Source organism: Pseudomonas kurunegalensis, from assembly GCF_030291635.1.
In the GTDB taxonomy this organism is placed as follows: Bacteria; Pseudomonadota; Gammaproteobacteria; order Pseudomonadales; family Pseudomonadaceae; genus Aquipseudomonas; species Aquipseudomonas monteilii.
The window spans coordinates 3,799,737-3,824,052 of record NZ_CP127871.1 but is presented as its reverse complement, the minus strand read 5'-3'; the positions used below and the strand labels follow the sequence as shown (position 1 = coordinate 3,824,052).

The 24,316-nt window shown below is 56.6% G+C and carries 20 protein-coding genes; 12 read left to right on the top strand and 8 right to left on the bottom strand.

Features of this window, described 5'->3' with window-relative positions; all coding sequences use genetic code 11:
• Window positions 1–37: 37 nt before the first annotated feature.
• The 3 genes from QQ992_RS17320 to QQ992_RS17310 form a co-directional block, all read right to left on the bottom strand.
• Window positions 38–1,399: a carbohydrate porin gene (locus QQ992_RS17320; RefSeq protein WP_286110455.1), complete on the bottom strand. Its 1,362-nt coding sequence runs from the start codon at window positions 1,397–1,399 to the stop codon at window positions 38–40.
• Between the two features lie 410 nt (window positions 1,400–1,809).
• Window positions 1,810–3,111: an MFS transporter gene (locus QQ992_RS17315; RefSeq protein ID WP_286110454.1), complete on the bottom strand. Its 1,302-nt coding sequence runs from the start codon at window positions 3,109–3,111 to the stop codon at window positions 1,810–1,812.
• Window positions 3,112–3,215: 104 nt separating this feature from the next.
• A complete protein-coding gene (locus tag QQ992_RS17310) occupies window positions 3,216–3,866 on the bottom strand; it encodes a cyclase family protein (protein WP_286110453.1) in 651 nt (216 codons plus the stop codon).
• 339 nt (window positions 3,867–4,205) lie between these two features.
• Between QQ992_RS17310 and QQ992_RS17305 the strand changes: the two genes are divergently transcribed.
• Window positions 4,206–5,222 carry a helix-turn-helix domain-containing protein gene (locus QQ992_RS17305; protein WP_286110452.1) on the top strand — a complete coding sequence of 339 codons (1,017 nt, stop codon included), beginning with the start codon at window positions 4,206–4,208 and terminating at the stop codon, window positions 5,220–5,222.
• A gap of 30 nt (window positions 5,223–5,252) precedes the next feature.
• Here QQ992_RS17305 and QQ992_RS17300 read toward each other — a convergent pair whose 3' ends face one another.
• The 5 genes from QQ992_RS17300 to QQ992_RS17280 all read right to left on the bottom strand — a co-directional run bounded on the left by QQ992_RS17300 (window position 5,253) and on the right by QQ992_RS17280 (window position 11,687).
• Window positions 5,253–6,125 (bottom strand): arginase family protein, encoded by an 873-nt coding sequence (locus QQ992_RS17300; protein ID WP_286110451.1) that lies wholly within the window; start codon window positions 6,123–6,125, stop codon window positions 5,253–5,255.
• A 287-nt stretch (window positions 6,126–6,412) separates the two neighbouring features.
• The gene (locus tag QQ992_RS17295) at window positions 6,413–7,774 is read right to left on the bottom strand and encodes an amidohydrolase family protein (RefSeq protein WP_286110450.1); all 1,362 of its coding nucleotides are present in this window, start codon (window positions 7,772–7,774) and stop codon (window positions 6,413–6,415) included.
• 14 nt (window positions 7,775–7,788) lie between these two features.
• Complete coding sequence (locus QQ992_RS17290) at window positions 7,789–9,096, bottom strand: c-type cytochrome (RefSeq protein WP_286110449.1); 1,308 nt, start codon at window positions 9,094–9,096, stop codon at window positions 7,789–7,791.
• Window positions 9,097–9,106: 10 nt separating this feature from the next.
• Complete coding sequence (locus QQ992_RS17285) at window positions 9,107–10,882, bottom strand: GMC family oxidoreductase (RefSeq protein WP_286110448.1); 1,776 nt, start codon at window positions 10,880–10,882, stop codon at window positions 9,107–9,109.
• Window positions 10,883–10,973: 91 nt separating this feature from the next.
• A complete protein-coding gene (locus QQ992_RS17280; protein ID WP_286110447.1) occupies window positions 10,974–11,687 on the bottom strand; it encodes a gluconate 2-dehydrogenase subunit 3 family protein in 714 nt (237 codons plus the stop codon).
• 233 nt (window positions 11,688–11,920) lie between these two features.
• Between QQ992_RS17280 and QQ992_RS17275 the strand changes: the two genes are divergently transcribed.
• The 11 genes from QQ992_RS17275 to QQ992_RS17225 all read left to right on the top strand — a co-directional run bounded on the left by QQ992_RS17275 (window position 11,921) and on the right by QQ992_RS17225 (window position 24,273).
• Complete coding sequence (locus QQ992_RS17275; protein ID WP_286110446.1) at window positions 11,921–12,964, top strand: LacI family DNA-binding transcriptional regulator; 1,044 nt, start codon at window positions 11,921–11,923, stop codon at window positions 12,962–12,964.
• A 127-nt stretch (window positions 12,965–13,091) separates the two neighbouring features.
• Window positions 13,092–14,297 (top strand): mandelate racemase/muconate lactonizing enzyme family protein, encoded by a 1,206-nt coding sequence (locus QQ992_RS17270; protein ID WP_286110445.1) that lies wholly within the window; start codon window positions 13,092–13,094, stop codon window positions 14,295–14,297.
• 54 nt (window positions 14,298–14,351) lie between these two features.
• A complete protein-coding gene (locus tag QQ992_RS17265) occupies window positions 14,352–15,740 on the top strand; it encodes an MFS transporter (RefSeq protein ID WP_433963121.1) in 1,389 nt (462 codons plus the stop codon).
• A gap of 35 nt (window positions 15,741–15,775) precedes the next feature.
• A complete protein-coding gene (locus QQ992_RS17260; RefSeq protein WP_286110443.1) occupies window positions 15,776–16,942 on the top strand; it encodes an L-dopachrome tautomerase-related protein in 1,167 nt (388 codons plus the stop codon).
• Window positions 16,943–17,093: 151 nt separating this feature from the next.
• On the top strand, window positions 17,094–17,588 hold the full coding sequence (locus tag QQ992_RS17255) for a GlcG/HbpS family heme-binding protein (protein WP_286110442.1): 495 nt from the start codon (window positions 17,094–17,096) through the stop codon (window positions 17,586–17,588).
• Between the two features lie 66 nt (window positions 17,589–17,654).
• Window positions 17,655–18,188, top strand: a complete 534-nt coding sequence (locus QQ992_RS17250) for a GlcG/HbpS family heme-binding protein (protein WP_286110441.1) — start codon at window positions 17,655–17,657, stop codon at window positions 18,186–18,188.
• 12 nt (window positions 18,189–18,200) lie between these two features.
• Window positions 18,201–19,094, top strand: coding sequence for a DoxX family protein (locus tag QQ992_RS17245; RefSeq protein WP_286110440.1), 894 nt, complete (start codon window positions 18,201–18,203; stop codon window positions 19,092–19,094).
• Between the two features lie 80 nt (window positions 19,095–19,174).
• Entirely contained in the window at window positions 19,175–20,206 is a 1,032-nt protein-coding gene (locus tag QQ992_RS17240) for a LacI family DNA-binding transcriptional regulator (RefSeq protein WP_286110439.1), read from the top strand.
• A gap of 232 nt (window positions 20,207–20,438) precedes the next feature.
• Window positions 20,439–21,161: a gluconate 2-dehydrogenase subunit 3 family protein gene (locus QQ992_RS17235; protein WP_286110438.1), complete on the top strand. Its 723-nt coding sequence runs from the start codon at window positions 20,439–20,441 to the stop codon at window positions 21,159–21,161.
• Window positions 21,162–21,178: 17 nt separating this feature from the next.
• Window positions 21,179–22,945, top strand: a complete 1,767-nt coding sequence (locus tag QQ992_RS17230; RefSeq protein ID WP_286110437.1) for a GMC family oxidoreductase — start codon at window positions 21,179–21,181, stop codon at window positions 22,943–22,945.
• An 8-nt stretch (window positions 22,946–22,953) separates the two neighbouring features.
• Window positions 22,954–24,273: a c-type cytochrome gene (locus tag QQ992_RS17225; protein WP_286110436.1), complete on the top strand. Its 1,320-nt coding sequence runs from the start codon at window positions 22,954–22,956 to the stop codon at window positions 24,271–24,273.
• Window positions 24,274–24,316: the final 43 nt, after the last annotated feature.

Here is a 24,316-nt window from a genome sequence, read left to right as displayed (position 1 = left end):
TGCCCGCATCGAGCAGGGCAGTCGTGAGAGGCTTTGCTTAGAAATTGGTGAGGATTTTCAAACCCACCACCAGAGCGTCATCGACTTCGTTGACCGCCCCAGGATGGCGGACATATTGAATGTTGGGGCGCAGAGTGAGCCATTTGGTCGGTTTCACGCCATAAAAAATTTCAGCATCCCATTGAGATCTTTGAACAGGCGTGAAACTAGGGTCATTATAATCAGTAACCCCGCGCTGCTCATTAAGCATTTTTTGGTGATCTCGTAGCCTATCATTAATATGCGTATTAGAGATAGCAAACCCAATTTGATCTGTTGGTCTGCTACTCCAGATCCCAGTTGCAATAATGCCTGCGCTATAGAATCGATCAACAAAACTCGTATCGCGGTCGTACAAATGAGCTTGGGCAAAAACTTCCAATGGCCTTGAAGAAACATCATCAAACCAAGCGATCTGTTGACGGCCAATGAACCAAACGCCATCCCTCGAACTTCGATTTTTAGCATTCAGCCCACTCATGGCCATTGGTCGACCATTTGCATCTTTAGAGATATCGGGAGCTTCAACGTTCATGTGGAATGCACCTACACGGTACTCACCGGGAAGCCCCATCAGGCCGTGCTTTGGTTTCCAGACAAATTCAATAGGTACGTTTGTTCCATTGGAGCCCTTAGTGCTGAGATTAAAGCCCTGGTCAGTTTCAGTATATCGCTCGTTATTTAAAAAGGCTCCAACCTGAAAGAATGTTTCCGGTGTCATGTGGTACCTAAGTCTGGTGCCCCAAGTGCTAACTGGATATCCATACCAGACTCTCGAAACCCATACGCCCGCTTGAGAGGAGCAAAATGACAGGTTTTGAAATGTGCACGGGAAGTCTTGGAAGTCTTCATTTGGGGATACCCTGCCAATTTTCCAGTCAAGTGCGCGCTCGAAATAGCTCTGTTCAAACCAAAGCTGGGAGAGTCGCCATACTTGGCCCCGCCCCGCTACTTCAGTAGTGGAGCCGACTTGGCCAGTCCGAGGGTCAACCAATCTCTCGACAGTCAAATCAGAGCCGTTGCGGTTTGATACCACAAAACGAAAACTTGCGTCATTCATACCCATTAGCTTCTCAAGGTCTAGCTGGGTTCCTAACTCAATGTTGTTTGCATACTTTACAGTTTTATCGGAGCTGTAACCTCCTTTTGCGTTGTACGCCATTTCATGCGCGTAGTTCGCGATGACATCTACCCCTTGCTCCAGCAGTTCGGTTCGCTTGCCGTTCCAGTCACCCAGCATCCACTGTGATGAGCCACCTTTGGGATCGCTTGCTTGAGCATTTAAAGCTAAACACGCCGAAATGCACGCACAGAATTTGAAGAGAGAATGGTATTTGAATTTTTTGCTTGCAGAATCCATGGGCCTTCCTGAGTTTTTGTTATAGGCAGCAATTCTTAACTGGGATGTGTTCTTGTGATTTTTGGTGTGGGAGCTTAATCATCAGTGCTTACTGCTATTAAACTTCGACAAAAGCAGTTTTGCACAGCTGCATTGTCTGGAAAATAGTGTGTAATCAAGATGGCAGTTCAGGATAAATTTGGCGCTAATGGTAAAAGCCCATTTGCTAATTTTATTGAGTGACGCTAAATTTTTCTGGGGGTGATAACGCTTTCAGTGGAAATCTTTTGAGAGATCAAGGGGAATAATTTGAGAGGCAGAAGGCATGTGCACATGCCAGGCAGCTTGTTTGGTACCGAGTTGGCCCAGTCACTAAACCTAGGGTACGGTCAATGATGAGAAAAGGGGAGCGTCTAACTCCCCTTGTCCTATTAGGCCCGTTCAATGGTTCCTATTGGTAGGCTCGCCGCGTGAGCAGAGGCTTGTTCTTCATGTTTAATCGGTATGAACTTGGTGAGCAGGATCGCCGATAAGTAGAGACCTGCATAAACCCAGACAACGGCGGCCGTACCCCCTACTGACAAGAGGAGGGTAGCAATCGCAGGCCCGACAAATGTCCCGAGACCCATGGACAAATTGTGAAGCGAAATTGCAGCACCTTTCTCATCCGGCGCGAGGGTTGAAAATACGGCCGAAATCGGAATCAGGCCGGTGAGACATGCTCCATGGAACGCCGCTATGATCAGCGCAACCGTCATGTCCTTTCCGAAGTATGCCGGTAGGTAATAGAAGAGGAGGGTCGTCAGCGAAAGTCCGATGCAGCCCTGCCAGCGGATGATACGCATCCATCCAACTCGATCAGCAATGATGCCAGTGACGGTGTTCATGATCATATTCACGAACAGCATCGTCCCCCAAATCCGCAGCCACTCCGAAGCCGTAAAGCCCAGGGTGTCGATGAAGAAAAACGGCATGATGACCGCAAAACCGAAGATGGCAATGGGTGCGATAGTCATCATGATTGCGGAACAGAGTAGGGCTCTATTTTCAAGTGCAAGCTCCACGCCGCGCGTCAACTGCTTCAACTTATTCTTTCCTGTCGCGGCGCCTGAGTCACCTGGACCGCTAGCCGGATGGCGTGAAAGAGCTGCGTAACCTATTAGTGCTCCCGCAGCGATAAATATCATGGCCAGCCAAAGTGTCTGTACTTTTCCCACAGCCGGAATTGTCATGCTAGGGATATAGCTTCCCGCGGTACCGAGACCAAATACAAATACTGTCCAAAACCAGCCCATGGCCGAGGCAAGTCTATTGGGCGGAACAACCCGCGAGATTAGAACTACAAAGGAATAGACAAAGAAGGGGTATCCAATAGCACGTATGGAGTAGAATGCCAATAGCGCTGAGTAGGATTTTTCCTCCACTCCATACTTGAGGAAAAGGCTGTGAAATATAAGCCAGATAATGGCTCCGATTAACATTATTTTTTTGGGGCCATAGATCTCGGCAAGTATCCCAGCGCAGCATCCAGCTAACCCGGCGATTAGACCGTAAACCGTAAACACAAAGGACGCTTGTGTCTTTGTGAAACCAATTTCGACGATGAGGTGGGAAAGAAACGCTTGTTCGAAACCATCGCCGGTCATGAACACTGCGATCGATAGATAGCCAATGATCACGCACACTGGAATTGTAATTTTTTTGCGATACGAAGCCGAGACTTCTATGCTCATGACGCACCCAATTTATAGTGGTATTTGAGGATACGGGCTAATCTTAATCTGTAAGGCGCTCTTGCTAAATTCTAGAGCGCCAAACTTCAATTTTTTCGACCGTATCAGAAGATGGTTGCGAAAATTCTGACGGGGAAGCTGCTCATTTCTACTCGTGGAGGTACGGCGGTAAGTAACGCTACGCGGCTCACAACGGCGGACAGATTGGTCATATTTTCAGCGATAACCACTCCATTGTTTAACAGGAGGTTATGCACTGGGACCGTGGTGGCGCAGTTATCAAGATCGTCTACTAATATGGAATCGATGCCGACAAGTGCTGCTTTATGTTCTACTAACCACTCAGCAAGTGGCGTAGAGATAAATGGCGCGTTTTCATTGTATTCCGGAAGGCCGAAGAAGCGATCTTGCTTAGTGTAGAAGAGCACCGCTTTGCCTTCAACACTGATGTCGCCCATGTCCTCAATTAAAAACATTCTGCGATCTTCGGGTTTTTTGATTACGACAATCGGCAGGTTTACTAGTGCTTTTAGGGAGTAATCTGAGATTTTCGGAGCACCATCTTTGACATGGTAGGGAGAGTCAATGTAGGTCGAAGTGATGCCGAGAACGTGCAGTGAGTCGACTAGTGAACCATTTTCATACCGTGGCTCATGATCGGTGATGTCCAATACACTTGTTCCTGGGAATGTGACCATTCCAGACCTGAGTACGTGATTCAGATCTACGTAGTCTTGAATATCCGAGAAGTTCATGGCGATTTCCTGTGGGCTTTACCAAATGGACCCAGTTTACTCTGCATAACGCTGGCCATCTGACTGTTTGCCTGCAAGGGTTGGCGCAGAGGTGTAAAAATGGCCAGATCGGAAAAATATATGGGAAACGTTGCGCCCTAAACGAAGATATCGCTAACCTGTGAAGGGTGCCTATGAAGCTCCGTGCACCGTTACAGGGCATCGCAGAATGGTCTTGATCCAGCTGGGGGCCCGAAATAGAGCGTCTTGCGCGGGCGCTTGGTCACCTTGACAGGCGGTCGTAGAAATCCTCAATCCCTCGGGAGATTTTCTGTCACGATAGTCACTGAAAGGTGCTGTGTGTTCTTTCGTTACGCAGCGGCTTCAGCGGATTACGGTTGGTATCAAATCCAGATAGAGTTGGTGGTGAACATGATCCCTAACAAAGCTGTCAGCAATTTTGAGTGCGTCGATGTCCAGGCTTGGCAAAGTCTTATCTGCCAAAATTATAATTCAACTGATGTGGCCTTATTGGACGGTGCGGCAGTTGATGGAAACCTTTCGCTGAGAGAATTTGGCGATACGAGCCTTAGTCACATCCGATCAAACCCGATCTCCTATACGAGCCCAGGTAGAGCCTCTGATGCCGATAGCTTTTATCTTAGTCTGACGATGTGCCGCCAAGCTCATGTTGTTCAGAATGGACGAAAGTCTTTACAGCGGCCTGGAGATATTGTTTTCTATGGCGGTGGTGAAACCTTCTCTTGCTCGTTTCCAGAGGGGGACGATCAGATCGTTATAACCGTTCCACATGAGCTGATGATTGAACATGTCCCCAATGCGCTGAGTTTCTCTAGTCGAACACTGGACGGAAATAGCACCTTAGGCAAAATCGTTAATTCGATGATAAGGGAAATGTGGGTGTCTGATGGCTTGGGCGTGGCGGTCGAGACGAAGCTAAGTGGGTCTTTGTTGGATGTCGTTTCGGCAGGTTTCGAGTCTGAGGTCGGTGAGCTGAATCGAGCTGCACCATGGCAGGTTCGAAAAATGGAGCGGGTAAAGAGCTATTTGATTGAGAATTTGCGTAACCCCATGCTTTGCATGGACTCAGTTGCAAGCGATAATTATGTTTCTGCGAGAACTCTCAACAGAATGTTTGCTCGTGAAGGAACCACTGCATCCAAATGGTTGTGGGAGCAACGGCTATTAGAGAGTCAGCGTGAATTGCTTGCCCATCCGGATAAAAATATTGGTGACGTTGCTATCGAAATGGGGTTTAGAAATTTTTCTCATTTCAGTCGTGCGTTTAAGGCTTCTTTTGGTCTTTCGCCTCGCCAACATCGAGATATGCTGCTTCCCGGGAAGAAAGGGGATTGAAAAAAGCCCCGGGTAACCGGGGCTTTATGATTATTTCTTGAGAAGTGGTAATTGGCCTAGCATATCTTTGATCGCGATCACATCCCACGGAAAGTATTCAGCGATGCCTAGGCCCACGATATCGGCTTTCTTGTTGACATCTTGCAATAAGCGAATAATTTGCGGGATCGACATTTTGCCTTTTGCAATCCCTTCGTAGGTGTCACTTGGCACATCTGGTGTGTGGAAGTACAGAGAGTGGAATTTGGTTGGGTCAAGCACATCGAGATCGAAATGCACTGCAATATGCTTTGCGCCGATTGACTCGATCCAGTCCAAAACAGGATTGCTGTTCTCAGCCAGTTCGTCACCTGAAGCATGACGCAGCCCGAATTTTTCGATGAACGATGCCTCGTATTCGGAAGGTTTCTCCAACCCGGCATACATCACATGCGTCGGTTTCACCGGGACTTTGACCCGACTTCTGAATTCGTCATCGCCTTGACCCAATAGATTGCCGAGTACCATGGCATGCGCGTTGGTATATTGCTTCGGCGTCATGATGTCGGGGTGTGCGTCAACCCATAGGATCGCGAAATCGTCACCATATTTCTCACTGAGATAGGCGAATGGTGCCAGATCGACTAGGCAGTCCCCGCCAAAAACGACAACACTGTCGGGGGCTTCGGAGTTCAATATGGCGGCTGCTTCATCGGACTGCCTCAGCAGTTGAGCCCGAGCAGTGATGCCATCTTCGACAGTGAGAGCTTCCTCCACGGGCTCTGGAACGTGAATAGTCTTCACGGTGCCCGCGGTCTCAGGGGCAAGCCAATTGAGCAGCTGCGAGCCGAAGTAGTACGGGGCCCGTGCTCCGCCCTGCCACTGTGGAAAAATCAGCCGAACGTTTTTGGATGATGTGCTCAATTCTGTCTCCTCATGAGGCCTCACGGTTTTAGCAGGCCAAACTATGATTTTCCCCTTTCTCCCAGCGCACGACTGTGCTTGGATCGCCAGGCTTTGTGCTCAGCCAGCCAACCTTCAGCCCATGGGCTCTGAGAGTTGACTCAACAAAGTCAGCCCGGAGACGTCCAGCTGCTGGAACAAAGAACCATCACTAGCACAACTGATTGGGAGGGTAGCTTGGCAAACTTCAGTGGTTTGAAGTGCGAGAGGACCAGGAATTCTGCGGGGCCTTCCCAAGCCTAGGTCTTTTACGGGTTATTGGCCCGATGCCTCAGTTGAGTTGCGGACGCCTCGGCGCGATGCAGCAGGTCCGGTAAATCGACTCGCTGAAGCTGACCATCTCGCTTGAGAACGCGCCCATCCACAATCACTGTGCGGACGTTGTCCGGTCGAGCCGAATAGACCAGTAGAGCTGACGGGTCGCCCCCGCCGAATCCGGCCAGGTTGATCGCATCACGCGCAATGATTTGCAGATCGGCACGTTTACCTTTTCTTATGCTACCGACCTCGTCTGCCAGGCCCAGCGCTTCAGCTCCACCAAGGGTAGCTAGCCTCAGAAGGGAACGTGGGGCGGGACCTTTCTCGTCGCGGGAACCGCCGCTCCAGGTTAGCGCTGCCAGACGCATGTTCGCGAACATGTCGGCACTGCCAGCCAGCGCGTTGCCATCGATGCCCAAACCCAGCCGCGACACCCCATCGAAGTGATCAAGTCGGGTCAGACCGTAGCCAACCCGTTGCTCGCTGAGTGGCGTCAGCACCAAGCTGCCGCCAGATTTATCCAGCGCTCGTAACTGTTCCGGTTGCGCGTCTGTGGCATGAACAACCGTAAGTCCTGGATACAGGAAGTTTCGTTTGATCAGCGCATCGAACATTGGGTGCGCTTCGCCACTGACATGCACTTGGATAGGAATCTGCAAACGTCGGGCAGTGTCGTACTCCTGCTGGCGCATAGCCCAGTTTTTGACGTCGTCGCGGTTCCGCGGCAAGCGCCACGCCAAGCCCATGCGTACGCGATGCTCAGTGCCTTGCTGCTTCACTAGCGTTTGGAGGTGGTCGAGATCAATGAGATTACGGGTAGTCTTGTCCGGTCCACCGTAATAAAGCGTGGCGCGGATACCGGCATCGTTCAGGGCGCGCAGACCTTCTTCGCCGTGTGCAGGGGAGAGCACGTTATCGAAAAAGTCGCCAGTGGTTGTTACTCCACCAGTTAGTAGCTCCACGGCACCCAAGTACATCGCGGTGTAGGTGTCGGCTGGAGTCATCTGTGCAGCCAGCCGGGAACTAACGGGGAAGAATTGCCCATCTTGATTACGAAATTGGCCACGCATCGTGGTTACGTAAAGGTGAGAGTGAGCGTCGACGAACCCCGGCAGCACTATTTGGCCGCGAGCATCGACAATTCTGGCATTGCCCGGCGGTAGATCACGACCCACTGCAACGATCCGGCCGCCCTCAACCAGCACATCACTTCTCTCAAGGTCACCGACGAGTGGGTCCATAGTCATGACATACCCGCCCTGTATCAGCAGTTTATCCGACGATTCCGCGGCGGTCGCGCCTTCCCAGCAGGCGCTGAGCATTAGCAAAAGAGCAGCTACACGTGTTTTCATGAGCGTCTTCCCTGTCAGTACTGACGATGCATTTGCATGGCGGCCCCTAAGGTCCCCCTTGCCCGTTCTACCTGGCTCGACTCAATCGCAGGGGCGGCATTGCCCCAGCTGTTCCGTACATAGGTAAGCACGGCAGCAATGTCTGCATCATTCAGTTTCCAATCGAATGAAGGCATGCCAGCACCGGTCACGTTGTGTTCGGTGGCCACCGCCTTGCCGCCTTTTAGTACCGTGGCGATCAGGTTTGAGCCGCTAGGCGTGCGAATGCCCGGATTGTCCGCAAACCCCGTCACCATGCCGCTTATCCCTTCGCCTGCCACGTTGTGGCATGCCATGCAGTTGTGCTCATAGACCTGTGCGCCTCGCTGCATTTGTGGAGCGGATGCTTCCACCACTTTGGGCGCAGTGGTGCCGGACCCTGGCAGAGATTTCAGGTAGTCAGCAATAGCTGCGAGGTCTTGGTCGTGGAGGTGCTGGGTCGAGAATTCGATGGCTTCTCCCATCGGTCCGGACGCGACTGCCTGATGATTCGAGCCAGTTTTGAGGTATGTCTGAATCTGCTCGCTGCTCCAACTGCCCAGACCACGGTAGGGGTCGCCGGTGATCTCCGGAGCGTAGCTGCCAAGCAGCTCTGCACCTTCAAGATAATCACTCGTGTCGCCGCCCAGCAGATTCTTTGGCGTATGGCAGGCGGCGCAGTGGCCCGCACCATCCACCAGATAGCGTCCACGATTCCACTCCTTGGATTTTTCCGGGTGAACGGTAAATGGCGCGTTGTCGAAGAAGAGCAGGTTCCAGCCCAGAAGGCTCAGTCGGATGTTGTACGGGAAACCGAGAGTGTTGGAAGTGGCCTGCTGCTCAATAGGCTCAAGCGTGCGCATATAGACCCAAAGGTCATGCATGTCGGCATCGCTAATTTTCACGTAGGCGTTATAAGGCATGGCGGGGTATAGCAGTTGACCGTTCTTGTGTTGGCCATGGCGCACTGCCCGGAAGAAGTCCCTTTCGGTCCAGTCGCCGATGCCCGTTTTGCGGTCCGGTGTGATGTTGGTTGAGTAGATCACCCCAAACGGTGTCTTCAGTCCATAACCACCTGCGTAAGCTTTGCCTCCCGGGACGGTATGGCAGGCGGCGCAGTCAGCCTGAGTGGCGACATAAGCACCACGGGCCGCAGCTGCCGAATCGGCTGTTGGCCCCGCAGCCGCGGTAGTGCGATCGTCTGCGACGTTGTCTGCGCTCGTATCGTTATTGATCAATATGGCCCCGCCAAGCACTGCCAACGTCACGAAGGCCAAGGCTGTAACTATCGTTTTCTTGTACATAGAGGTGTTCTCACGCCTGAACCAGCGGGCCGGGGTTTTTCAGGTACTGCTCGATGATCGCCTTGGCCGTCCAGAGCGCCAGGGCACCAATGGTCACGGTCGGGTTGTAGCCGCCGTTGTTGGGAAATGACGAGGCGCCGAGCACGAACACGTTGTGTGCGGCCCAGCACTGTTGATAGCGGTTGAGTGCGCTGGTGCGTGGGTCGGTGCCCATGACCACCCCACCGTTGGTGTGCGAGGAATCGTTGGCACGGAAGGGGGTGTAGTGATCAGCCGCGAAGTTGTAGGACTCGATGCGCGTGCCGCCGACTTCCCGGGCAATCTGCTCGCACTTCTGACGGATGAATTCGCCCGAGCGCTTGTCGTTGAGGTTGTAATCGAACGTCATGCGCATCAGCGGGCGCCCGTAATTGTCCTTGTAGGTGGGGTCGAGGTCGAAGTAGGCATCTTCGTGGGCGTAACTGGTCCCTTGCCCTTGGATCATTGCCCAGTTCTGGTAGCTGTGCCTGAACGCCTGCTTCCAACCCTTGCCCCAGGTGGGCGCCCCTTTAGGTAGCACCCCGGCCATCCCGATGGGCAGCCCGCTGTTGGATAGCGACTGGATGCCAGCCCCCCCGATGAAGCCCAGGCCCGTATGGTCGAAGTTGTCGGCGTTGAAATCGTCGACCTGGATGGCCAAGCATCCCGTGTTCATGAAGGGGTTGAGGTGCTCGTTCTCGAACCACAGATAGGCGTATGAAAGCGTCTGGAAGCTGTAGTTACGACCGATCACACCGCGACGCGTGCGTGGATCGTAGGGTTCGCCGATTCCAGAGAGCAGCATCAGGCGCACATTGTCCAGCTGGTACGCAGCGACGATGACGATGTCGGCTGGTTGTTCTCCGCGTATACCATTTTTGTCTATGAAGCTAACCCCGGTGGCTGTCTTGCCATCAGCCGACTTGTTGATGTGCAGAACTTCGGTTTCGGTCAGCAGCTCAAAGCTTGAATGGCGCATCAGCGCGGGAACCACGCAGGCATTCGGGCTGCTCTTGGACCAGTTGCCGCAGCCGAATAGCTGACAGTAACCGCAGTAAGTGCATGGCCCCATGCGAATGCCGAGGGGGTTGACGTAGGCTTGCGATATCGTCCCGGCAGGTACTGGGAAGGGGTGGTAACCCATCTCGCTGGTTTTTTGGCTGAAGATATCGTTCCAGTGGCTGGGCACTAGAGGCGGAGTAGGGAATTCACGGCTGCGCGAGCCCTCGAACGGGTTGCCGCCTGGCATTACCTGGCCTTGAATCACACCGGCTTTGCCACTGGTACCCGCGATCCGTTCGAAGCGATCGTAGAACGGCTCCAGTTCGTCGTAGGTCACCCCCCAGTCCTGCACCTGCAAACCCGGCACCAGTTGCTGTTTGCCGTAGCGCTCTACAGTCTTGCTATAGGGCTGGAAATCGAACGGATTGAATCGCCACGACGCAGCGGCCCAATGTGTGCCGGCCCCACCCACGTTGTTGCCAAGGGTGAGGTTGCTCCACTCACGAACCGGCAGCGCCACTTGGTTGGCGTTGTTGCGCACGGTGTAGGTTTCCAGGCTGGGTGGCTGGAGGATTTCCTTGCGGGTTGCCCAGCGTAACTCGTCGGTATCGACTGATGGTGGGAAGTCGGTGGCAGTATCGCGCCAAGCGCCGCGTTCGATCGCCACGACCTTTAGCCCGGCTCGTGCCAGTTCTTCGGCGATCACCGAGCCTGACCATCCCAGGCCGATGACGACTACGTCCGCTTTAGGTCTTGTTGTTTTCATATGCTTTCCTTGAAACGCGAGCAGCCGGAGGCCGGCTGGGCTGCGTGGCAGCCTCGCGTAAAATCGAATAAAGGGGCGTCCGCTTGCTTGCTCAGCCGGCCTTGTCGAGCAGGCTCACCGGCTCCAGGTCGAGCGGCATACCTTTGCGGTGGATGTAGGGGCGATAGTCGTAGCGCGCTCCGGGGAAGCCGATGAGCCTCCAGCCGACCATGTCGCGGTTGCCGCCATACATCGGGTCAGCCAGGTAGCCCTCCCGTACGTTCTGCAACATCAGGGAGAAAAAATCGGCGTCCAGCGGGACCGGCAAACGTGTGTCGCCGGCCTCCATGGCCTGCAACAGGGCATCTTGCTGTTCACCCGAAAGCTCACTGAACTGCTTGGCGTACTTGGCCTGGCAGTATTGCCCCAAGCGCTCCAGGCCTTCGCGATAGCGCTGTGCAGGTGTTTGTCTGAACTGTGGACCTTGCTCGGCGGTACCCGGGCTGAATGGGCCAAGGCGATAAGTGCTTGCGGCCTGGCCATACGGACCAGCTAACTGTCGATCAATGAAAGTCACACAGCCTGCCTGACTGGCACTCATGCCTAACTCGTCTTCGGGGATCAATCGGTCGAAGATTGCGGCAAGTTCGTGGGCTTCAACGGGAGCGAGGTAGGTCAGGCCGCCAGCTGCGACCGGCTGTGGCAAGGCATCGGCGCGGGTGCCAATAGCATGGTGGCTACTGCTAGGCAGGGCAGCACTGGCGCTGCCGATAGCGCCAAGGGCGCTCAGTTGAACGAGTGATATCAAGGCTTCACGTCGGTTCATGTCCATAATCCTCAGGACGTGCGCATGCCATGTGGGGTGCAGGCACACCGGCCTCTGGCAACGCTTGCGTTGTTGTTATACGCCTTACGTCACGATTGCTTCGAGACTGGCGGGCCGAGTCTAGGGCGCTCGATGCAAAACATGCCACGACCGTTTTGACGGGTTTCCTTCAAGAATTCCACAGGCTACTCTTGCCCGACTTGAAAATCAGATGCTGACGGGGTAGGGCAGTCATGGCCGCAGAAGGCAAGGGGCAGGGGCGCACGACGGTCACGTTGAGCGATGTGGCGCGTCTGGCCGGGGTTGCGCCGATGACGGTGTCGCGCTACCTGAACCAGCCAGACACCGTGCGCGAGCCCACGCGGCTGAAGGTGCGCAGGGCCATGGAGCAAACGGGCTATGTCCACAATCGCCTGGCCGGTTCGCTCAAGTCCAGCCGAACACGGCTGGTTGCGGTGGTGGTGCCGATGGTCACCAACCCGATCTTTTCGGACACCTTCCAGGCCATCAACGACCGGCTGGCCAAGGCTGGGTACCAAGTGCTGCTGGGTGTCTCCGGCTACCAGAGCGAGCAGGAGCAGGAGCTGCTGGAGGTGATCCTCAGCCGCCGTCCCGATGGCATCATCCTGACCGGTACACTGCACACCAGCACCAGCCGTAATCGCCTGCGCGCCGCTGGGGTGCCCGTGGTGGAGACCTGGGACTTGTCAGCAGAACCGATCGACATGCTGGTCGGCTTCTCCCATGAGCAGGCCGGTCGCGATGTGGCCAGGCAATTGACCGGTCAGGGTTACCGGCATTTTGCGCTGTTTGCCGTAGACGACCCGCGCGGGTTGCGTCGTGCCGACAGCTTCATCGCCACGTTGGCCGAGCAGGGGGTAACTACGGTCCATCGGCAGACATGGCAAGGTTTACCTACATTGGAACAGGGCCGACTTGGCTTGAGTGAGTTGCTCAAGGCGCAGGGCGAAGAGGGGCAGGAGCCATACGTGGTGGTATGCACTTCCGACACCATTGCTCAAGGTGTGCTCACCGAGGCAGCGGCCCGAGGCATTCGAATACCCGAACAGCTGGCTGTGATGGGTTTCGGCGACATGGCCTTTGCAGCACATACCTTCCCGGCCTTGTCGACCGTGCGAATCGACGGCAAGCTGATGGGCGACACTGCGGCTGGGCTACTTCTGGACCGCCTCGGCGGCCAGGTAGCGGCTCCTTCAACTGTCGATATTGGCTTTACCTTGGTGCAGCGCGACAGCACTGGCTTCCCTTCCCGATAGCGTTAACATCTCCACTTTCCCTCCAGAATTTTCAGAAAAACTCTTGTCCTGATCTCATCGGTGCGCTAGGTTTTTAAAAAGAAATGGTAACGATACCATTTTGAGGAATGGACTCAGGACAAGAACAATGTCGAAGATCACCTGCGTTAGAACCCTGCGCCTGCCCGAGCGCCCCAAGTTGGTTTGGCTAGAGATTGAGACGGATGAGGGCCTGATCGGTTTGGGCGAAACCTTCCGTGGTGCCGAAACAGTAGAAGCGGCCGTGCATGAACTCATCGCACCCGGATTGCTCGGTCGTGACTCACGGCAGATCGAAGCACTCTCCCTTGAACTGTCCACACCCTATGTTGGCTATCACAGCGCAAGCGCAGAGATCCGGGCTGCCAGTGCTGTGGATATCGCTTTGTGGGACCTGAAGGGCCAGCGTCACGGCATCCCGATCCATGAAGCGCTAGGCGGTGCTTGCCGTGAGCGCATCCGCGTGTACAACACCTGTGCCGGTTACGACTTCAACACTCAGCAGGGTGCTCGTCGTGAGATCGGCGCGGCCGATCATGCGCAGGGCCCATATGACGACCAAGTAGCCTTCAGTCGTGATGCCGGGGCCTTGGCCATCAGCCTGGTGGAAGAAGGCTATACGGCGATGAAGATCTGGCCGTTCGACCAATTCGCCCGCCAGCCGGGGGCCAACAGTATAAGCCTCGAAGAAGTACGCAAGGGCTGCGAGGCATTCCGCCAGATTCGAGAGGCAGTTGGCGATCGCATCGAGATCATGTGCGAATTGCACAGCCTGTGGGACGCCACTGCCGCGTTGCGTATCTGTCAGGCGCTGGAAGCGTTCGATGTGTATTGGGTCGAAGATCCGCTGTGCAAGATGGACGACGCCCAGGCGTTGGCCGACCTGCGTAACCGTACCTCGGTTCCTATCTGCGCCAGTGAAACACTGGGCGGCAGCACGGCCTACCGAGACTTGCTGGTTGCCGGCAGCCTCGACTACTTGATGCTCGACCTGGTGTGGTGCGGCGGTTTCACTGAAGCGCGCAAGATCGCCGCGCTGGCGCAGGCCTACAACAAGCCATTGGCACCTCACGATTGCACCGGGCCAGTGGCGCTCTTCGCGGGCTTGCACCTCGGGCTACATGCGCCCACCGCCGTACTGCAAGAGGTGGTCAGGGCTTCTTTGGCAACTTGGTATGGCGACCTGGTGACGCAGTTGCCTCAGATAGAGGCTGGCTTTGCCTTGGCACCTACGGCGCCTGGCCTGGGCACCGCCCTACGGCCAGAAGTGCGCAAGCGCGCGGACATCCTCATTCGCGAAACCTTAGCCAACTGACTGATAGGCAGCGGCACCTTGCTGCCGCACCGCCCATTCGGTATCGAGAATACAATGAAAAAAATACATTCTCTGCGCCGCTTCTTCGCTGAGCACCGGCGCCATGAAGTCATCTTCCTGCTCTTTGTGATGATGATCATCAACCAAGGTGACCGCGCCACGTTGTCCATTGCCGGCGCGAGCCTGGCAGATGAGATGGGCTTGGGCCATGCCCAGATGGGCTGGTTGTTTTCGGCCTTTGCCTGGGCCTACATGATGCTGCAACTGCCAGGTGGCCTGGCAATCGACCGTTTTGGCAGCATCCGCGTTCTGGGCCTTGCCATCATCGCCTGGTCGGTCTTCACCGGCCTGATAGGCACTGTAGCGATGATGCCGGTTGGCTTGGCATTCGTAGCTGTGTTCGCCCTGCGTTTTCTGGTCGGCGCTGCCGAGGCGCCGTGCTTTCCCGCTAACAGCAAAATCGTGTCGATGTGGTTCCCCACAGCTGAGCGAGGGACCGCTACCGCCATCTTCAATTCCTCCCAGTACTTCGCTGCTGTTGTTTTCACACCATTGCTGGCTTGGGTCTCGACCCGCTGGGGTTGGCCTTGGGTATTTTATGTGATGGGCGTGGCCGGGGTAGCTATGGGCGTGATGTTCATCCGGCGCATCAAGGCCCCGGTCGATCACCCGACGCTCACGCCGGTGGAACGGGAAGCTATGCGCCTGGGCGGCGCCAGCCTGCGCGAACACGCCGGTAGCCGACCGCAGGGGCAGGGCTGGCGCGACACTTGGGTTCGCGCCCGAAGCCTACTAGGCCAGCGGATGTTCCTGGGTATCTACCTGGCACAGTTTTGCATCAGCACGCTGACGTTCTTCTTCCTGACCTGGTTCCCGGTTTACCTGGTGCAGCAGCGCGGTCTGTCGCTGCTAGACGCAGGGCTGATGGCTGCCGTGCCGGCGATCTTCGGCTTTATCGGCGGGATTAGCGGCGGCATGTTCTCGGACTGGATGTTACGCAAGGGATTGTCGCTGACACTGGCCCGCAAGCTACCCATCTTCATCGGTATGGCACTGTCGATGAGCATGATCCTGTGCAACTACGTGTCGACCGATCTACTGGTGGTGCTATTCATGGCGTTGGCCTTCTTCGGCAAGGGCATGGGGGCGCTGGGCTGGGCGATCATTGCCGATGTGTCGCCGAAAGAAAGCATCGGTATGAACGGGGCTATCTTCAACACCTTCGGCAGCTTGGCAGGCATCGTCACGCCGGTAGTGATCGGCTACATGGTGCAGTCGATGCAGTCATTCAATGGGGCCTTGATCTACGTCGCTCTAAATGCCGCCGGCGCGTTTGTCTGCTACCTAGTGGTCGTCGGGCCATTGCGGCGTCCGGATGATACTTCGGCAAACTCGAACGATGGCCAAGCCAACCCCTCGCTAAACCCCGCTACCGCACGCTAGTACGCTCAGAACATTCCATGTAAAGGACAACAATAATGACTACCTCAGGACGACTCTCTCGCGCTCTGCTCGCTGCTGGCTTCGCTGTCGGTCTAACTTGCACCTCGCTGGCCCATGCTTACCCTATTCCTCCCAGTGGTCAGCCTTTGATCGAAGTGGCCAAGCTGGACTGGCTGTGCAATGCCGTGGCGCTCACCTCTGACGGGCGCTTGTTCGTCGGCCTGCCGCGCTGGCCGGGTTTCGAAAAAACACCATCGATCGCCGAGGTCATGCCCGATGGCAGCATCAAGCCATTTCCGGGTGGGCAGTGGAATGACTGGGCGCCGGGCAAGCCCAACGCCGAGGCGCTGGTCAAGATCAACACTATCCATATCTTCGACGATGACACGCTCTGGGCAATCGATCAGGGTGAGGATGCTGGAAAAAAGGGTGTAAACGCTGGGCAGAAAATCCTCCAGTTCGATACTCGCACTGGCAAGCTGCTGCGCAGCATCAGTCTGCCCGAAGCTGTGCTGCCGGCAGGCGCCAACCTCAACGACCTGCGCCTGGACAGCGAGCACGCTTATGTAACCGACTCAGGTCTGGGCGCTATCATCGTGGTCAACTTGCGCACCGGTGAGGCCGTGCGCCGTCTGGCTGGGCACCCCTCGACACAAATGAATCCCGAGCGCCGACCACTCGGCGAAAATAGCCAGCCATTACTGCTTGCCGATGGTAGTGACCACCAGGTGCATTCAGACCCAATCGAATTGAGCCCGGATGGTAAATGGCTGTATTACCAGCCATTGAGCGGGCCGCTATGGCGGGTGCCGACTAAAGCTCTGCGGGACGTCAGCGTGAACGAAGCGGAGTTGGCTAAAAAAGTTGAATTCGTCTACGACACTAGTCCGCTTACCGGCACTGCGATGGACAGCGCTGGCAATATTTTCCTCGGTGAGTACGACAAACCTCGGGTAACCGCGCTTGCCCCGGATGGCACGGTACGTGTAGTAGCGCAGGATTCTCGGCTTTGGAACCCGGACGCAATGATCATCTCCGATCAGCGTGAGCTGTACATCCCGGTACCTCAGAGCGCGCGCATGGCCTCGAACCGTGGCCCGGGAGGCAAGGACGCAATCGTGCCGCCCTTCATGGTTTACAAGGTGCAGTTGCCCGCAGCGTTTGGTACGCGAGCGAAGGTGCCGGCCACCAGCGCGAAATAACTTCTCATTCAGGCGTCATCGACGCCTGTTTTTCTTGAAAACCCACCCACGCTGCGAGCGCTATCGTGCTCGCGGGTAGCGCTTGCCTGCGCGAACGTTTCCGCCAGACCTGTGCAGTGAGCACAGGTCATCAAACCAAGGAGATTTACCCATGAAAACAACAATGACCATGGCCGCTTTGTCCCTCGCTTTTATCGCAGCAGCAATCGCACCTGCCCACGCCGCAGAAACCGCATCTGCCCCAGTGGTGAGCCAGCAAAACCTGTCGACTGCCGCCGCGTTGCAGCTCGCGCAAAAAGCCACAGACATCGCTGCCAGCCGCAACATGAAAATCTGCATCGCAGTTACCGATGCCGACGGCCACCTGCTGGCATTCACCCGCATGCAGGGGGCTTATGCCGGCTGTGTTGAAGCATCGATCGCCAAGGCAAAATCCGCCGCAAGATTTGCCATCAACACCATCACGTTCTATGACCTCGCCCGCAAGGAAAACCTGGCCATTGGCACGATCCCCGGAATTCTTCCTGCGGTCGGGGGCGTTGTGGTCAAGCATGGCGACAGTGTTATTGGCAGTGTGGGCGTAAGCGGCGCGACCGACCTAACCGAGCAGCAACTCGCCGTTGACGTGGCCGCAAGTCTGCGCTGATCCCGGCAGGGCTCCTGCGCCGGACAGTGCAGGGCCCACATCTTACTTCAAGCAAAGGAATTACCCATGAGCTTGCGACTGGAGCTTCGAGCAACTGCACGCCTGTCTTTCGCGTTTTCCGTCGCACTGCTGCTTGCGCCTTGCGCAATTGCGGCGCCGGGTGAGGCCTCGCTGCGGGCTGCAAACACCCTATCTTTGAGCGGAGCGTCCTCCTTGCTCGACACGGCAGTAGCCAGGGCGCGTGAGGAGGGCGTGCACCCCTGCATCGCAGTGGCAGATGCAAACGGATACCTGTTGGCCTTTAAGCGGATGGATGGCGCAGCCCCAGGCTGCGTCGAAGCCGCGATCAAAAAAGCCAACTCTGCGGCCATCAACGATGTGGACACGGTGGTGTTCTACGACCTGGCCCGTAAGGACAACCTCCAATTAGGCAGCATTCCGGGCATTCTCCCGGCGGTGGCTGGTGTAGTCATCCGCCAGCATAGTCAGCGGCTCGGTGCCATAGGCGTTGCCGGTGGAGCCAGCGATGCCCAGGAGCAGCGCTTTGCCACAGATCTAGTGCGCGCCTTTGAAACGACTCTGCCTGCTCCCCACGAGTGATCGAGACCGAAAATGAACAATTCCGCGCTAACCCTCGATGCCGTCGACGGCGCTTACGCCACTGACTACAGCATTCTCAAACCTTCAGTCATGCCTAACGCACTGAGTGTGTTGGGCCTCGCGGCAACCTTGTTGGCTTCCATCTATTGCAGTTGGGTCAACCATTCGCTGCCGGATTTCGCCGCTTGGGCGAGCACTTTTTGGCTTTGCATCGCCTTGTGCAGTGCATTGTTAATTACGCCCCGTGTGTTCGCGCCGGGATTTCTTTTATCGCTATTACCATTTCTAATCGCTTGGCGCGTGGCAGCAATGAACGATGCCAAGGTCATGGTCTGGGTCGCCAGCCTGGCTGCGGTACCCCTGTTTCTGCAATTTGTGGACTGCGCGCTGAGCGACCTGCGCCGTAACCGCGGTAAAGCGACGGCGTGGTTGGGAACGTTGCTTTGGCAAGCGACCCTTGTGCGCCTTTATTTCGGCCTCAATGAGCTTTGTCATAGCTCCGAGAAAATCTTCGCGGGTGTCGATTGGTTTCATCGACTGGAGGCGGGTTTCCAAGGATTCGGACTGGGCGAGGCGGCGGCGGCCTTCGTGGTTTTGGGAGGTTTGATTGAATTGGCCAGCGCAATCAGCGTCGGGCTTGGGTTGTTCGCCAGGGCGGGCGCCTTGCTCAGCCTGATCTATTTCCTGGTGGCCACTGTCGGGTTTGGTGGTGAGTGGAGTCGCGGTTATGCATGGGCATCGCCGGGTGGCGGGGGCTGGGAATATGTCATGCTGCTTATGGTGGTGTTTGTCGGCGTGATGTTCACCGGCGCGGGTAAGTTTTCGCTCGACGGCTGGTTGATACGTAACGGCTGGATGCCAAGAAAGCTCATGCCTCTAGCGGTAAATGCTGAGGGAGCGGATTAGAACTAGTGGTGAATGCGCGGAGTAGGCGAAACCCGTTCGTCATGGCAGACTCCGCGCTTTTGGTTACTGGATGTTTCGCCATGGACAAAACTGACCGCCGTCAAGGCATGGCCGATGTTGCCCAAATGGCGGGCGTCAGCCTAAGTACCGTGGATCGTGTACTAAACGAGCGTGGTAGCGTTTCCGACGCCAAGCGTCGGAAGGTACTTAAAGCTGCCCAGGCTCTAGGGCTAAAGAGGTTACTGCCTTCTCCGGTCCACGGTTTGCTTCGATTCGACCTAATGGTGGTGGATAGTGCCACCGACCATTTTCGCAGGCTAGCAGCGGCCTTTGCCCGGCAGGCGGAGATGCACCGGTCCCGTCTGGTACTGCAACGCCATATCTGGCAGGAGCGAGATCCTCTGCAATTGCCGGAGCTGATCAGCAACTCTGTAGTGCCCCGTCAGGGCCTCATCGTAGTGGCACAGGACACCCCAGAGGTACGTGAGGCTTTACGCAAGCAAATCGCAGCGGGCGTGCCTGTGGTACTGCTTACCAGCAGCCTACCGGGGCTGACTGAGGCCAATTATGTGGGAATCGATAACCATGCGGCCGGTCGAACTGCTGGGCGGTTGATGAGCCAATGGGTGCAGAATGAGAAGGGGGCTCGGGTGCTGCTGGTGACTAATTCTTTGCTCTACCACGCGCACCAACAGCGTGTGAAGGGGTTCCTTGAGGTCATGGCGGAGCGCGCCCCGGAGGTCGAGGTGATTGGGCCTCTCGAATGCTTTGACGATGACGATCTCAATGCTGCTGAGATCAGCGAATATCTTGAGCAACGTAGTGAAATCCATGGGCTCTATACAACCGGCAGCGGCTCATCGGGTGTTCACCGTGCGCTGTGTGAGCATGGGCAACGTTTAGTCTGGATCAGCCACGAAGCGACGGTGCAGCATGCTCAAATGCTCCGGGAAGGGCGGCTGACGTTGGTGCTTGACCAAGACCCTGAGGGGCAGGCTGAGGCAGCCATTCAGCACTTGCGGTATGCGAATGGCGACCTGGATGCACCTCCCCAGGTAAGCCCCCAATTGCGCATCGTGATCGACGAAATGCTCGAAGGCTCAGCGCCATGAAAGGGTTCTGACGTAAACACGTCAAACCTTTTATAGCGCGGCGTATTGCCGCGCCATACACTTTCGCGGCCGTAACTGGCAGGTCGCCACGTCCTAGTACGCGCCGCGTTTTTTCGTAAATTTGCCAATTCCTCAAGCTCCCGACGCACCCCGTGTGCACGTCGTGTGCACTTGCGCGCCCGAAAATCCGCCCCTGCCTCACGGTCCCGTGATTGTCGATAAGGAGAACTCCATGAAACGTAGGGACGCCTTGCGTTCAATGGGCGCGCTGTTTGCCGCCGCAGGCCTCGCGAAGGTCGGTGCGGTCGAGCTGAAATCTGTGCCGCCGGAAACCGGCCTGACCCGTGAAATGCTGCCGTCACCGGTCATGAGCGGCGGGCAGGGCAATGTTTTCAAAGGCCAGGCCCGGGCCACTCTGACTGCCGTATTTGACCGTCTGATTCCGCACGATGAGCTTGGTGCATCCGCCAGCGAAGCCGGCTGTGTCGACTATCTGGATTCACAGATGAATGGTCCTTATGGCGAGTCCAAGGACATGTACCTAAATGGTCCTCTGCGCGCGGATGAATCCGAGCTGATGGGCTTGACCATCAGCCTGCGCACCCGTCGCGATTACACCTTGGCCGGTCTGACATTTATCGATGCTCATGCCCGTAAAGTTCATAGCCGCGCATTTGCAGAACTCGACGGCGAGCAGATGGACGCGATCTTGGGCGCAATGGAAGACGGACATCTGGACTGGGAGGGCGTTGGCAGTGGCAGTCGGCTGTTCGAGTTCCTGCTGCTGAGCGTGCGTGAGGGTTACTTTGCCGACCCACTGTATGGGGGCAACCGCGGCATGGTCGGCTGGAAGCTTGTTGGGTTCCCCGGTGCCCGCTACGACTACCGCCAGTACATCGACCGTCGCGGACAGAACCTGGGCCTGGAGCCCATCAGCCTGATCCCCGTTAGCTGAGCCCAAGAGAAAACAAAATGACAATTACACGCAAGAAAGCCGACGTCGTTATCGTCGGCCTCGGCTGGGCTGGCTCGCTGATGGCCGAGGAACTGACCCGTGCTGGGCTCGAAGTCGTCGCTATCGATCGCGGCCCGTGGTTGGACACCTCCACCGATACGCCGCCCGCTGTCGATCCCGACGAATTGCGCTGGAGCCTGCGCCGCGAGCTGTTGTTGCAGCCAGGCGACTACACCCTGACCTTCCGTAACAACTCCGGCCAGACCGCAGTCCCCACCCGTGAACTGAAAGCCTTCCAGATGGGTAAGTCAGTAGGTGGAGCGGGCTTCCATTGGGCTGGAATGGCGTGGCGCTTCTCCGAATGGGACTTCCGCGTGCGCTCAGCCACTATCGAGCGTTATGGTGCGGCCAAGCTCAAAGGCCTGGAGCAGGTGCAAGACTGGGGTATTACCTACGCCGACCTCGAACCGTTCTACGATCGCTTCGAACGCATCGCCGGTATTTCCGGTGTGGCAGGCAACATCAATGGTGAGATGCGTCCCGGTGGCAACCCGTTCGAAGGCCCAAGAAGCCGAGAATTCCCGACCCCGGCGCTGAAAGACTCGCAACTGATGCAGATGTATCGTGCTAGCACTGAGCAAATGGGCCTGCATCCGTTCTACATCCCAGTTGCCCATGTTGGGGCGGCCTATGTAAACCCGCTGGGAGTAGGCATGGCGCCGTGCACCTACTGCGGTTACTGCATGTTCCATGGCTGTGGCAACTACTCCAAATCTTCTCCCCAGGCCTGTGTGATCCCGGCTCTGATGCGTCGCAAGAACTTTACCCTCATCACCCAGGGTTATGTGACCAAGATCCACAAAGCTGAAGATGGTAAGACTGCCACCGGCGTGAGCTACTTCGACGAGCAAGGTCGCGAAGTAATTCAGCCCGCCGATATCGTCGCCCTGTGCTCGTTCACCTACGACAACGCGCGCTTGATGATGATCAGCGAGATTGGCGAGCAGTACGACCCCGTCACACAGACCGGTACCCTCGGCCGCGCCTACAACTATCAGACCTGCGCCGGCGCCCACGTGTGGTTCGAAGGCCAGACGCTGAACCCGTTCATTGGTGCCGGTGGTTTGGGCATCCAGGTGGACGATTACAACGGCGACAACTTCGACCACAGCCAGCACGATTTTATCGGTGGTGCCGGCCTGCTTACTGTCTCCCGCGAAGGCATGCCCATCGGCCGGTCCGGCCTGCTCCCGCCAGGAACCCCACGCTGGGGTAAAGGCTTCAAGCAGAACTACAAGGACAACTACCAGAACTACGGGATCATCTTTGGCCAGGGCACCTCAATGCCGACCCGCGATGCCTACCTGTCGCTGGACCGGAACTACAAGGACCGATGGGGCACGCCGCTGCTGCGCATGACGTTCGACTGGAACCAGAACGACCGCAACATGGCTCGCTTCATCGAGCAGCGCGCAGTGGACATTGGTAAGAAGATGGGTGCCAAACACATTCAAACATTCAACTCCGCTGCCAAGGCATGGAGCCCGTACGACGAAAACTCCAACCATACCCAGGGCGGCATGATCATGGGTGAAGATCCGCGTACCAGCGCGGTGAACACCTACCTGCAAAGCTGGGATGCGCACAACGTATTCGTCGTTGGTGCCTCGGCGTTTCCCACCAACGCCGGCTACAACCCCACCAGCACAGTGGGCGCACTGGCTATCCGTACCGCCCGGGCGATCCATGAGAAATACCAGCACAACCCCGGTTCCTTGGTGTGAGGCCTGCCATGATTACGAAAAGAACAGCCCTGATTGGTAGCGGGGTGGCGGCGCTTGCCGGCGCCGTTATGCTCGGCCTAGTCATCCATGCCAACTCAACTCCCCGGTCCGAGGTGGCTGATGATGTGGTTCGTCTAGCCGACTTCAAATCCACCGACGCAGCGTTGATTAAGCAGGGGGAATATGTAATGCGTGGCGCCGACTGCGCAGCCTGCCACACCGCCAAAAGCGGAAACTTTGCCGGTGGTTACGTGATCGGTACGCCGTTTGGTGACATCCAGTCATCAAACGTCACTCCCGATCGTGAAACTGGCATCGGAAACTACACCCAGCGCGACTTCTTCAACGCTGTGCGCCAAGGCCAAGGTCGCCACGGCCTGCTGTTCCCGGCTATGCCGTATACCGACTACACGCGAATGAGCGACGATGACCTACGCGCGCTCTGGGCATTCTTCAGCACGATCGAACCCAAGGCTCACAAGGTCGACGAACTGGCCGGCATGAACTTTCCGTTCAATCAGCGCTTGTTGATGGCCGGCTGGAACTGGATGTTCTTCGAAAACAAACCATTCGTCCCGGATCCGGCGCATAGTCCTGAGTGGAACCGAGGCCGATACTTGGTGGACGGCGCCGGCCATTGCGCTGCTTGTCACAGCCCGCGCAATGCTCTCGGCGGCCCAATCGCCGCCGAGGCATTACAGGGAGGCTTGGTCGGCACTTGGTTTGCGCCGAACATTACCAATGATCCGCACCAAGGGCTGGGCGACAGCAGCGTCGAACAAATTGTCGACTACCTGAAAACAGGGAGCGATGGCGTGGCCGTGGCCAGCGGTCCGATGGCAGAGGCGATCGAGAACTCCACCCAGCACTTGAACGATGCCGACCTGCGAGCCATCGCCGTGTACCTCAAGTCGATGCCTGGTACGCCGCAACCGGCGCCGACCGCTTTGGCAGCGGGCGATGCCCGCATGCAGCGCGGCGGACAAGGGTACGAAGTGCATTGCTCGGCTTGCCACGGTACGGCGGGAGAGGGCGTCAGCCATATGATCACCGGCTTTGCCGGGAACAAGGCGATCCTCGCAGCTAACACCGACACGCTCACCAGCGTGGTGTTGGGCGGTGCCCGAGCGGTGCATACCCACACCTACGCCACCGGAGCTGGCATGCCAGCATTTGACTGGAAACTCAGCGACAGCGAGATAGCTGACATCCTCACCTTTGCCCGCAACACCTGGGGCAATAGTGCGTCGCCGGTGACTGCCGAAGAGGTGTCGAAAATGCGAAAGCAACTCGATCTCCCAGCACAGATGCGCGCAAGCGTTCAGTGATCCCAAGCTCTGGCCTCTCCGCGGTAAAGCCGCGGTGAGGCCG

Coding starts and splice junctions, on each gene's coding strand:
- QQ992_RS17290 (WP_286110449.1), bottom strand. CDS start 9,096: ATGTACAAGAAAACGATAGTTACAGCCTTGGCCTTCGTGACGTTGGCA.
- QQ992_RS17280 (WP_286110447.1), bottom strand. CDS start 11,687: ATGAACCGACGTGAAGCCTTGATATCACTCGTTCAACTGAGCGCCCTT.
- QQ992_RS17225 (WP_286110436.1), top strand. CDS start 22,954: ATGATTACGAAAAGAACAGCCCTGATTGGTAGCGGGGTGGCGGCGCTT.
- QQ992_RS17285 (WP_286110448.1), bottom strand. CDS start 10,882: ATGAAAACAACAAGACCTAAAGCGGACGTAGTCGTCATCGGCCTGGGA.
- QQ992_RS17260 (WP_286110443.1), top strand. CDS start 15,776: ATGACTACCTCAGGACGACTCTCTCGCGCTCTGCTCGCTGCTGGCTTC.
- QQ992_RS17230 (WP_286110437.1), top strand. CDS start 21,179: ATGACAATTACACGCAAGAAAGCCGACGTCGTTATCGTCGGCCTCGGC.
- QQ992_RS17240 (WP_286110439.1), top strand. CDS start 19,175: ATGGACAAAACTGACCGCCGTCAAGGCATGGCCGATGTTGCCCAAATG.
- QQ992_RS17265 (WP_433963121.1), top strand. CDS start 14,352: ATGAAAAAAATACATTCTCTGCGCCGCTTCTTCGCTGAGCACCGGCGC.
- QQ992_RS17270 (WP_286110445.1), top strand. CDS start 13,092: ATGTCGAAGATCACCTGCGTTAGAACCCTGCGCCTGCCCGAGCGCCCC.
- QQ992_RS17235 (WP_286110438.1), top strand. CDS start 20,439: ATGAAACGTAGGGACGCCTTGCGTTCAATGGGCGCGCTGTTTGCCGCC.
- QQ992_RS17255 (WP_286110442.1), top strand. CDS start 17,094: ATGAAAACAACAATGACCATGGCCGCTTTGTCCCTCGCTTTTATCGCA.
- QQ992_RS17295 (WP_286110450.1), bottom strand. CDS start 7,774: ATGAAAACACGTGTAGCTGCTCTTTTGCTAATGCTCAGCGCCTGCTGG.
- QQ992_RS17320 (WP_286110455.1), bottom strand. CDS start 1,399: ATGGATTCTGCAAGCAAAAAATTCAAATACCATTCTCTCTTCAAATTC.
- QQ992_RS17310 (WP_286110453.1), bottom strand. CDS start 3,866: ATGAACTTCTCGGATATTCAAGACTACGTAGATCTGAATCACGTACTC.
- QQ992_RS17245 (WP_286110440.1), top strand. CDS start 18,201: ATGAACAATTCCGCGCTAACCCTCGATGCCGTCGACGGCGCTTACGCC.
- QQ992_RS17315 (WP_286110454.1), bottom strand. CDS start 3,111: ATGAGCATAGAAGTCTCGGCTTCGTATCGCAAAAAAATTACAATTCCA.
- QQ992_RS17275 (WP_286110446.1), top strand. CDS start 11,921: ATGGCCGCAGAAGGCAAGGGGCAGGGGCGCACGACGGTCACGTTGAGC.
- QQ992_RS17250 (WP_286110441.1), top strand. CDS start 17,655: ATGAGCTTGCGACTGGAGCTTCGAGCAACTGCACGCCTGTCTTTCGCG.